This is a genomic window from Klebsiella sp. AqSCr, from assembly GCF_008452795.1.
Lineage (GTDB): Bacteria > Pseudomonadota > Gammaproteobacteria > Enterobacterales > Enterobacteriaceae > Klebsiella > Klebsiella pneumoniae.
The window spans coordinates 116,324-126,437 of the sequence record NZ_MJDM01000006.1; the positions used below are offsets into that span (position 1 = coordinate 116,324).

The 10,114-nt window shown below is 56.0% G+C and carries 8 protein-coding genes and 1 rRNA gene; 7 read left to right on the forward strand and 2 right to left on the reverse strand.

What is annotated here, in order from left to right:
* The first annotated feature begins 88 nt into the window (after positions 1 to 88).
* From rbsD to rbsR, 6 genes are all read left to right on the forward strand, one after another.
* Positions 89 to 508, forward strand: coding sequence for a D-ribose pyranase (gene rbsD / locus BHE81_RS22900; protein ID WP_002882527.1), 420 nt, complete (start codon positions 89 to 91; stop codon positions 506 to 508).
* A 10-nt stretch (positions 509 to 518) separates the two neighbouring features.
* Positions 519 to 2,024: a ribose ABC transporter ATP-binding protein RbsA gene (gene rbsA, locus BHE81_RS22905; RefSeq protein WP_149888839.1), complete on the forward strand. Its 1,506-nt coding sequence runs from the start codon at positions 519 to 521 to the stop codon at positions 2,022 to 2,024.
* A gap of 5 nt (positions 2,025 to 2,029) precedes the next feature.
* Positions 2,030 to 2,995, forward strand: a complete 966-nt coding sequence (gene rbsC, locus BHE81_RS22910; RefSeq protein ID WP_002882531.1) for a ribose ABC transporter permease — start codon at positions 2,030 to 2,032, stop codon at positions 2,993 to 2,995.
* A 27-nt stretch (positions 2,996 to 3,022) separates the two neighbouring features.
* Positions 3,023 to 3,913, forward strand: a complete 891-nt coding sequence (rbsB, locus tag BHE81_RS22915; RefSeq protein ID WP_002882536.1) for a ribose ABC transporter substrate-binding protein RbsB — start codon at positions 3,023 to 3,025, stop codon at positions 3,911 to 3,913.
* A gap of 100 nt (positions 3,914 to 4,013) precedes the next feature.
* Positions 4,014 to 4,946: a ribokinase gene (gene rbsK / locus BHE81_RS22920; protein ID WP_004144980.1), complete on the forward strand. Its 933-nt coding sequence runs from the start codon at positions 4,014 to 4,016 to the stop codon at positions 4,944 to 4,946.
* 3 nt (positions 4,947 to 4,949) lie between these two features.
* Complete coding sequence (rbsR, locus tag BHE81_RS22925; RefSeq protein WP_004187944.1) at positions 4,950 to 5,942, forward strand: ribose operon transcriptional repressor RbsR; 993 nt, start codon at positions 4,950 to 4,952, stop codon at positions 5,940 to 5,942.
* On the opposite strand, the gene mdtD is transcribed toward rbsR, so the two are convergent.
* Positions 5,939 to 7,336 (reverse strand): multidrug transporter subunit MdtD, encoded by a 1,398-nt coding sequence (gene mdtD, locus BHE81_RS22930; protein ID WP_002882539.1) that lies wholly within the window; start codon positions 7,334 to 7,336, stop codon positions 5,939 to 5,941. The two genes, rbsR and mdtD, sit on opposite strands and share 4 nt — an antisense overlap.
* Before the next feature lie 12 nt (positions 7,337 to 7,348).
* Positions 7,349 to 8,050 carry a FadR/GntR family transcriptional regulator gene (locus BHE81_RS22935; RefSeq protein ID WP_002882540.1) on the reverse strand — a complete coding sequence of 234 codons (702 nt, stop codon included), beginning with the start codon at positions 8,048 to 8,050 and terminating at the stop codon, positions 7,349 to 7,351.
* A gap of 476 nt (positions 8,051 to 8,526) precedes the next feature.
* On the opposite strand from BHE81_RS22935, the gene BHE81_RS22940 reads away from it, so the two are divergent.
* Positions 8,527 to 10,066: ribosomal RNA gene (locus tag BHE81_RS22940) — 16S ribosomal RNA — on the forward strand.
* Positions 10,067 to 10,114: the final 48 nt, after the last annotated feature.

The window sequence follows — 10,114 nt, forward strand, 5'->3', positions numbered from 1 at the left end:
TTTCTCTCTTCTGGTGATGGTTTTCTGCTCACGCATTGATAATAATTATTTTAGCGAAACGTTTCGCTAGTGGAGCAAAAGAGAAAAAATGAAAAAAGGCACCGTACTTAACGCTGATATTTCCGCGGTCATTTCCCGCCTGGGCCACACCGATACGCTGGTGGTCTGCGATGCCGGATTACCGGTTCCCCGCAGCAGCACGCGCATTGATATGGCGCTGACTCAGGGCGTACCTTCATTTATGCAGGTGCTGGAAGTGGTGACGACGGAAATGCAGGTTGAAGCGGCTGTCATCGCGGAAGAGATTAAAACCCATAATCCGCAGCTCCACGCGACGTTGCTCACTCACCTCGAGCAGCTGCAGCAGCACCAGGGAAATACCATTGAAATTCGTTACACCAGCCATGAGCAGTTCAAAAAACAAACCGCAGACAGTCAGGCGGTAATTCGCAGCGGGGAGTGTTCCCCGTTTGCGAATATCATTCTCTGTGCCGGCGTCACGTTCTGAGGTCGCCGTCATGGAAGCCTTATTGCAACTGAAAGGGATCGACAAAGCGTTCCCTGGCGTCAAGGCGCTCTCCGGCGCGGCGCTGAATGTCTATGCCGGCCGGGTGATGGCGCTGGTAGGGGAAAATGGCTCCGGCAAGTCCACTATGATGAAGGTGTTGACCGGGATCTACACCCGTGATGCCGGCTCTTTGCTGTGGTTAGGCAAAGAGACGACCTTTAACGGCCCAAAATCCTCCCAGGAAGCCGGGATCGGCATTATCCATCAGGAACTGAACCTGATCCCTCAGTTGACGATCGCCGAGAACATCTTCCTTGGCCGCGAGTTCGTTAACCGTTTTGGCAAAATCGACTGGAAGCAGATGTATGCCGAAGCCGACAAGCTGTTGGCAAAGCTGAATCTCCGCTTTACCAGCCAGAAACTGGTGGGCGATCTATCGATTGGCGATCAGCAAATGGTGGAGATCGCCAAAGTGCTGAGCTTCGAATCGAAAGTCATCATTATGGATGAACCGACCGATGCGCTGACCGATACCGAAACCGAATCGCTGTTCCGCGTCATCCGCGAACTGAAGTCGCAGGGGCGCGGTATCGTCTATATCTCCCACCGTATGAAAGAGATCTTCGAGATTTGCGACGACGTGACGGTCTTTCGTGACGGGCAGTTTATCGCCGAGCGCGAGGTCTCGTCGCTGGATGAGGACCGACTTATCGAGATGATGGTCGGCCGTAAGCTGGAAGACCAATATCCCCACCTCGATAAGGCGCCCGGCGCGGTGCGCCTGAAGGTCGACAACCTCTGCGGCCCGGGGGTGGATAACGTGACCTTTACCCTGCGCCAGGGGGAGATCCTCGGCGTTGCCGGGCTGATGGGCGCCGGGCGGACCGAACTGATGAAAGTGCTGTACGGCGCGCTGCCGCGCAGCAGCGGTTCCGTGACGCTCGATGGCCGCGAAGTGGTGACCCGTTCGCCGCAGGATGGTCTGGCGAACGGCATTGTCTATATCTCCGAAGACCGTAAGCGCGATGGTCTGGTTCTCGGGATGTCGGTAAAAGAAAACATGTCCCTGACGGCGCTGCGCTATTTCAGCCGGGCGGGCGGTAGTCTTAAGCATAAAGATGAACAGCAGGCGGTGAGTGATTTCATCCGCCTGTTTAACGTGAAAACGCCGTCCATGGAGCAGGCGATCGGCCTGCTCTCCGGCGGCAACCAGCAAAAGGTCGCCATCGCCCGCGGGCTGATGACCCGGCCGAAGGTGCTGATCCTCGATGAACCGACCCGCGGCGTCGACGTCGGGGCGAAGAAAGAGATCTACCAGCTCATCAACCAGTTCAAAGCCGACGGCCTGAGCATCATTCTGGTCTCCTCCGAGATGCCGGAAGTGTTGGGCATGAGCGATCGCATCATAGTGATGCATGAAGGGCATCTCGGCGGTGAATTCACACGCGAGCAGGCCACCCAGGAAGTATTGATGGCTGCCGCTGTGGGCAAGCTTAACCGTGTGAATCAGGAGTAAGAAAGATGACAACCCAGGCTGTTTCTGGTCGCCGCTATTTCACAAAAGCGTGGCTGATGGAGCAAAAATCGCTGATTGCCCTGCTGGTGCTGATCGCGGTGGTATCGACCATGAGCCCCAACTTTTTTACCGTCAATAACCTGTTCAATATTCTGCAGCAAACCTCCGTTAACGCCATTATGGCGGTAGGGATGACGCTGGTCATACTGACCTCGGGGATCGATCTGTCCGTCGGCTCCCTGCTGGCGCTCACCGGTGCGGTGGCGGCGTCGATCGTTGGCATTGAGGTTAATGCGCTGGTGGCGGTCGCGGCTGCCCTCGCATTAGGTGCGGCGATCGGCGCAGTCACCGGGGTGATTGTAGCGAGAGGCCGCGTGCAGGCCTTCATCGCCACCCTGGTGATGATGCTGCTGCTGCGCGGCGTAACCATGGTGTACACCAACGGCAGCCCGATCAATACCGGCTTTAGCGATAATGCCGATCTGTTCGGCTGGTTTGGCATCGGGCGTCCGCTGGGGATCCCGACGCCGGTATGGATCATGGCGATTGTCTTCCTGGCGGCCTGGTACATGCTGCACCATACTCGCCTGGGCCGTTATATTTATGCCCTGGGCGGTAATGAAGCGGCGACGCGTCTGTCCGGGATTAGCGTCAATAAAGTTAAAATTATCGTTTACGCCTTGTGCGGAATGCTGGCTTCGCTGGCCGGGATCATCGAAGTGGCGCGTCTCTCCTCCGCGCAGCCGACGGCGGGGACGGGCTATGAGCTGGACGCCATTGCGGCGGTGGTGCTCGGCGGCACCAGCCTCGCTGGTGGCAAAGGACGCATTGTCGGCACGCTGATTGGTGCGCTGATCCTTGGCTTCCTGAATAATGGTCTTAATCTTTTAGGCGTTTCTTCCTATTACCAGATGATCGTTAAAGCGGTGGTGATTTTGCTGGCGGTACTGGTAGATAACAAAAAGCAGTAACTGAGAACTCTACAGGACATCTTAACTATGAATATGAAAAAACTGGCGACCCTGGTCTCTGCTGTTGCGCTAAGTGCGACCGTTAGCGCGAACGCGATGGCCAAAGACACCATCGCTCTGGTTATCTCTACCCTCAACAACCCGTTCTTCGTGTCGCTGAAAGACGGCGCGCAAAAAGAAGCTGACAAGCTGGGCTACAACCTGGTGGTGCTGGATTCCCAGAACAACCCGGCGAAAGAGCTGGCGAACGTCCAGGATTTAACGGTGCGCGGCACCAAGCTGCTGCTGATCAACCCCACCGACTCTGATGCCGTCGGCAACGCCGTGAAGATGGCGAACCAGGCGAAAATCCCGGTCATCACTCTCGACCGTCAGGCGACAAAAGGCGATGTTGTGAGCCATATCGCCTCTGACAACGTGCAGGGTGGGAAAATGGCTGGCGATTACATCGCGAAAAAAGTGGGTGAAAGTGCAAAAGTCATTGAGCTGCAGGGCATTGCCGGAACTTCTGCGGCGCGCGAGCGTGGCGAAGGCTTTAAACAGGCCGTGGCGGCGCACAAATTCAACGTCCTGGCCAGCCAGCCGGCCGATTTCGACCGCACCAAAGGCCTGAACGTGATGCAGAACCTGCTGACCGCACATCCTGACGTCCAGGCAGTGTTCGCGCAAAATGATGAAATGGCGCTGGGCGCCCTGCGCGCGCTGCAGACCGCAGGCAAGTCCGATGTGATGGTGGTTGGATTTGACGGCACTCCGGATGGCGAAAAAGCAGTAAACAGTGGCAAACTGGCGGCGACCGTCGCACAGTTGCCGGAGCAGATCGGCGCGAAAGGCGTTGAGACTGCTGATAAGGTACTGAAGGGCGAAAAAGTGGAAGCTAACTACCCGGTTGAGCTGAAGCTGGTCGTTAAGCAGTAATATGCGATTCGGACTGGCAACGGTCCGAGGGACAATATAAAAAAAGAAAAGCAGGGCATGCGCCACCGGATCCCGGTGGCGCGCTTTCCCGGGAACAGAAATGATGAAAACTGCAGGCAAACTTGTCGTCCTTGGCAGTATCAATGCCGATCACATTCTTAACCTTGACGCTTTCCCGACGCCGGGCGAAACCGTCACCGGCCACCATTATCAGGTGGCGTTCGGTGGAAAAGGGGCCAACCAGGCGGTGGCCGCCGGGCGCAGCGGAGCGGATATCGCGTTTATCGCCTGCACCGGCGATGACGATATCGGTGAACGCATCCGTCGTCAGCTGGCGAGCGATAAAATCGACGTGGCGCCCGTGCGCGCGGTTGCCGGGGAAGCGACCGGGGTGGCGTTAATTTTCGTTAACGCCGAAGGTGAGAATGTCATCGGTATTCATGCCGGCGCCAATGCGGCGCTTTCCGTCTCCCAGGTTGAGGCGGAAAAAGAGCGTATCGCCAGCGCACAGGCGTTGTTGATGCAGCTGGAGTCGCCGCTGGAGAGCGTCATAGCGGCGGCGAAAATCGCCCATCACCATCACACCACCGTGGTGCTGAACCCCGCGCCAGCGCGTGAGCTACCGGATGAACTGCTGGCGCTGGTGGATATTATTACCCCTAACGAAACCGAAGCGGAAAAGCTGACCGGTATTCGCGTTGAGAGTGACGAAGATGCGGCAAAAGCCGCCGACGTGCTGCATGCCAAAGGCATTGGTACGGTGATGATCACCCTCGGCAGCCGCGGCGTCTGGCTCAGTGCCGAAGGCGAAAGCCGCCGGATCCCAGGGTTTCGCGTACAGGCCATTGATACTATCGCGGCCGGTGATACCTTTAACGGCGCGCTGGTGACCGCGCTGCTGGAAGGGACCGCCCTGCCGGAGGCGATTCGCTTTGCGCATGCCGCAGCGGCGATCGCCGTAACCCGCAAAGGCGCTCAGCCGTCCGTGCCTTGGCGCACAGAGATCGATGAATTTTTAGCGCAACAGGGGTAATGCTTGGCTACGATGAAAGATGTGGCCCGCATCGCGGGCGTTTCCACATCGACGGTGTCACACGTCATCAATAAGGACCGCTTTGTCAGCGAGGCGATTACCGCCAAAGTTGACGCTGCGATCAAAAGCCTCAACTACGCACCCTCTGCGCTGGCGCGTAGCCTCAAGCTCAATCAAACCCGTACCATCGGCATGCTGATCACCGCCAGTACCAATCCGTTTTATTCGGAGCTGGTGCGGGGCGTGGAGCGTAGCTGCTTTGAGCGGGGTTATAGCCTCGTGCTCTGCAATACCGAAGGTGATGAGCAGCGAATGAATCGTAATCTGGAGACGCTAATGCAAAAACGCGTCGATGGATTACTCCTGCTGTGCACGGAGACCCATCAGCCCTCCCCGGAAATCATGCAGCGCTATCCGTCGGTACCGACGGTTATGATGGACTGGGCCCCCTTTGATGGCGATAGCGATCTGATTCAGGATAACTCGCTGCTCGGCGGCGATATGGCAACCCAGTATCTGATTGACCAGGGGCATTCACGCATTGCCTGTATTGCCGGCCCGCTGGATAAAACCCCGGCGCGCCTGCGTCTTGAAGGCTATCATGCCGCGATGGCGCGCTGCGGCCTGCCGGTTGCCGAAGGATACGTGGTGACCAGTGATTTTGAGTTTGGCGGCGGGTTTAGCGCGATGCAGCAGCTGCTGGCGTTGCCGCAGCGTCCGCAGGCGGTGTTTGTCGGTAACGATGCGATGGCGGTTGGCGCTTATCAGGCGTTATACCAGGCCGGGCTGCAGATTCCGCAGGATATGGCGCTGGTGGGCTACGATGATATTGAGCTGGCACGTTATATGACGCCGCCATTGACCACCATTCACCAGCCAAAGGATGAGCTGGGGGAACTGGCCATCGACGTACTGATCCATCGCATGGCCGATCCGCAGCAAAAACAGCAGCGCGTTCAGTTAACGCCGGAGCTGGTGGTTCGCGGTTCTGCTTAGCGTTTATGCCGCTCGCTAATCAGGTTGCGGCCATCCTTCGCTCTTAACAGCATAAACATCAGCGCCGATATAATGGTTATCACGCCCATGGTTATAAAGGTGTAGTGAAACTGCTGTACCGTGCTTGCATTATCAAAACCTTCATAGAAGCGTAGCACCGCAGCGCTGATGGCCACCCCGAGACTAATTGAAAGCTGCTGGGTGACGGCCAGCAGGCTGTTGCCGCTGCTGGCATTATCATCGGTCAGATCGGCCAGGGTAATGGTATTCATGGCGGTAAACTGCGTGGACATCGCCATCCCCAGCACGAACAGCGGCAGAAGAAGCATCCACAGCGGCATCTCTGGCGACTGCAGCGAGAACTGGGCGATCATAAGGCCAATAAACACGGTGATCCCCACCAGGGTCTTACGATAGCCAAACCAGCGCAGCACCTGGGTAACGGTGGATTTCGCAATAATCGAGCCGATAGCGGTGGGGGCGATCATACAGCCGGCGATAATGGCCGGATAGCCGAAACCAACCTGCAGCATCAGCGGCATCAGAAACGGTACGCAGCCGGTACCCAACCGCGTGGCGAGGTTGCCGGCAATGCCGACCGAGAACGTATGGGTCTTAAATAAAGAGAGCGAGATAAGCGGCGTCGGATGGCGACGCGCGTGACGCACATAGGCCACGAGCAGTAACAGACTGACGGCAATCACGGCCAGCGCCTGCCATGTCGCCACGATTTTTTCCCCAAACAGTTCAATACCGCTGGAAAATAACACCAGACTTAAGCCAAATAACAGAAAACCGCCTATATCGAAGCGTCGGCGCGGCGTTGTGAAATTTGGCATGTATTTACGGGCGTACAGAATGCCAATTACGCCGATCGGAATGTTTATCAGGAAAATCCAATGCCAGCTGGCCCAGGTCACAAATACCCCGCCGAGTACCGGGCCCAGAATCGGCCCCACCAATCCCGGCATGGTGACAAAGTTCAGGACCGGCAACAGTTCGCTGCGGGGGTAGGCACGCAGCAGGGCCAGCCTCGCCACCGGCATCATCATCGCCCCACCGATCCCCTGAATTACGCGAAAAATGACCAGTTCCGTTAAGGAACTGGAGAGGGCGCAGGCGAGGGAACCGAGGGTGAACAAGCTAACGGCGATGATAAAGACCCGGCGCGTGCCGAAGCGATCGGCCAGCCAGCCGCTGACCGGGATCAGCATCGCCACCGTCAGCGTATAGCTGATAATGGCCGACTGCATCGCTAAGGGAGAACGATTAAGACTGTGGGCGATAGCCGGGAGGGCGGTGTTAAGAATGGTGGCATCCAGCGCCTGCATAAAGAAGGCCATCGCCGCGATCCACGGCAGGCCAGCCATGCTGCGCCCTTTTTTTCCGCTCATGCCAAATCCTTGTTATTGATTTACGTGGTGTGGGGCGTTCAACAATGCCTGGCAGGCGAGCAACGCCCCCGGCGCATCACTGTTAAGAATGGCATCGACAATCGCCTGGTGGAGATCGAGCTTCACCACTTCATTTTGCGTAATCGACGTGAAGTAGGTGTGGTAGACCGAATGAAACAGCGAGGCGAAAGAGCTGAGGAAAGGATTACCGCTCATTTCATAGATATGCTCATGCCAGGCCATATCGACTTCTATCCAGCGTTCGCGCTGAAAATGGCGTTTCAGAGCAATCATCTCTTCCATTAATGTATTGAGCTGCGCTTTTTGCCCGGCGGTGCCGTTGGCGGCGGCGAGAAAGCAGGCCTGTGGCTCTAGGCTGCTGCGCATGACGAGAAAGTGGCTTACCACCTCTTCGAAGTTATCTTCTGTTAGCCACCAGGAGAGCAGTTCCTTATCAAGGAAATTCCAGCTGCTGCGCGGCATCACCCGGGTGCCAATGCGAGGGCGGGGCAGCAGCATGCCTTTTGCAGTAAGCGTCTTCACCGCTTCGCGGACGGCGGTACGGCTGACGCCGAACTGCTCCCCCAACTCCATTTCGCCGGGAAGAATGCTTTCCGGCTGATATTCGCCAGTCAGTATTTTTTGGGCGAGCTTTTCGGCCAGTACCCAGGAGATGTTCTTTTGTGCCGCCAGTTGCTGTGCGCTTAAAGACATAAATGCCGTTCCTTTCTTTCCTCTACTCTAACAGTATGCCACCAGGCGCCCCGTTTCGTCGGTTAAAACGGCAAAACGGCGGTTTTTTGCGACATTCCTCGCCGCATTGTTGAAAAAAGAGACGGTTGAAAACTTTTTTTGCATTTCCCCTTGTCACCTCAGAATTACTCCCTATAATGCGCCTCCACTGACACGGAACAACGGCAAACAAGCCGCTGGGTCAGCGGGGTTCCGGTGAGAACCTCGCAGAGAAAAGCAAAAATAAATGCTTGACTCTGCAGCGGGAAAGCGTAATATGCACACCCCGCGCCGCAGCGAAAACGAAGCGGCACTGCTCTTTAACAATTTATCAGACAATCTGTGTGGGCACTCAAAGTGACATGGATTCTTAACGTCCTCGGACGAAAAATGAATACCAAGTCTCAAGAGTGAACACGTAATTCATTACGAAGTTTAATTCTTTGAGCATCAAACTTAAATTGAAGAGTTTGATCATGGCTCAGATTGAACGCTGGCGGCAGGCCTAACACATGCAAGTCGAGCGGTAGCACAGAGAGCTTGCTCTCGGGTGACGAGCGGCGGACGGGTGAGTAATGTCTGGGAAACTGCCTGATGGAGGGGGATAACTACTGGAAACGGTAGCTAATACCGCATAACGTCGCAAGACCAAAGTGGGGGACCTTCGGGCCTCATGCCATCAGATGTGCCCAGATGGGATTAGCTAGTAGGTGGGGTAATGGCTCACCTAGGCGACGATCCCTAGCTGGTCTGAGAGGATGACCAGCCACACTGGAACTGAGACACGGTCCAGACTCCTACGGGAGGCAGCAGTGGGGAATATTGCACAATGGGCGCAAGCCTGATGCAGCCATGCCGCGTGTGTGAAGAAGGCCTTCGGGTTGTAAAGCACTTTCAGCGGGGAGGAAGGCGTTAAGGTTAATAACCTTGGCGATTGACGTTACCCGCAGAAGAAGCACCGGCTAACTCCGTGCCAGCAGCCGCGGTAATACGGAGGGTGCAAGCGTTAATCGGAATTACTGGGCGTAAAGCGCACGCAGGCGGTCTGTCAAGTCGGATGTGAAATCCCCGGGCTCAACCTGGGAACTGCATTCGAAACTGGCAGGCTAGAGTCTTGTAGAGGGGGGTAGAATTCCAGGTGTAGCGGTGAAATGCGTAGAGATCTGGAGGAATACCGGTGGCGAAGGCGGCCCCCTGGACAAAGACTGACGCTCAGGTGCGAAAGCGTGGGGAGCAAACAGGATTAGATACCCTGGTAGTCCACGCCGTAAACGATGTCGATTTGGAGGTTGTGCCCTTGAGGCGTGGCTTCCGGAGCTAACGCGTTAAATCGACCGCCTGGGGAGTACGGCCGCAAGGTTAAAACTCAAATGAATTGACGGGGGCCCGCACAAGCGGTGGAGCATGTGGTTTAATTCGATGCAACGCGAAGAACCTTACCTGGTCTTGACATCCACAGAACTTTCCAGAGATGGATTGGTGCCTTCGGGAACTGTGAGACAGGTGCTGCATGGCTGTCGTCAGCTCGTGTTGTGAAATGTTGGGTTAAGTCCCGCAACGAGCGCAACCCTTATCCTTTGTTGCCAGCGGTTAGGCCGGGAACTCAAAGGAGACTGCCAGTGATAAACTGGAGGAAGGTGGGGATGACGTCAAGTCATCATGGCCCTTACGACCAGGGCTACACACGTGCTACAATGGCATATACAAAGAGAAGCGACCTCGCGAGAGCAAGCGGACCTCATAAAGTATGTCGTAGTCCGGATTGGAGTCTGCAACTCGACTCCATGAAGTCGGAATCGCTAGTAATCGTAGATCAGAATGCTACGGTGAATACGTTCCCGGGCCTTGTACACACCGCCCGTCACACCATGGGAGTGGGTTGCAAAAGAAGTAGGTAGCTTAACCTTCGGGAGGGCGCTTACCACTTTGTGATTCATGACTGGGGTGAAGTCGTAACAAGGTAACCGTAGGGGAACCTGCGGTTGGATCACCTCCTTACCTTAAAGAACCTGCCTTTGTAGTGCTCACACAGATTGTCTGATGAAA

What these genes read in the sequence shown, in the direction of transcription:
- rbsA (WP_149888839.1), top strand. Translation starts at nt 519, where the DNA reads ATGGAAGCCTTATTGCAACTGAAAGGGATCGACAAAGCGTTCCCTGGC.
- rbsD (WP_002882527.1), top strand. Translation starts at nt 89, where the DNA reads ATGAAAAAAGGCACCGTACTTAACGCTGATATTTCCGCGGTCATTTCC.
- rbsB (WP_002882536.1), top strand. Translation starts at nt 3,023, where the DNA reads ATGAATATGAAAAAACTGGCGACCCTGGTCTCTGCTGTTGCGCTAAGT.
- rbsC (WP_002882531.1), top strand. Translation starts at nt 2,030, where the DNA reads ATGACAACCCAGGCTGTTTCTGGTCGCCGCTATTTCACAAAAGCGTGG.
- mdtD (WP_002882539.1), bottom strand. Translation starts at nt 7,336, where the DNA reads ATGAGCGGAAAAAAAGGGCGCAGCATGGCTGGCCTGCCGTGGATCGCG.
- rbsK (WP_004144980.1), top strand. Translation starts at nt 4,014, where the DNA reads ATGATGAAAACTGCAGGCAAACTTGTCGTCCTTGGCAGTATCAATGCC.
- BHE81_RS22935 (WP_002882540.1), bottom strand. Translation starts at nt 8,050, where the DNA reads ATGTCTTTAAGCGCACAGCAACTGGCGGCACAAAAGAACATCTCCTGG.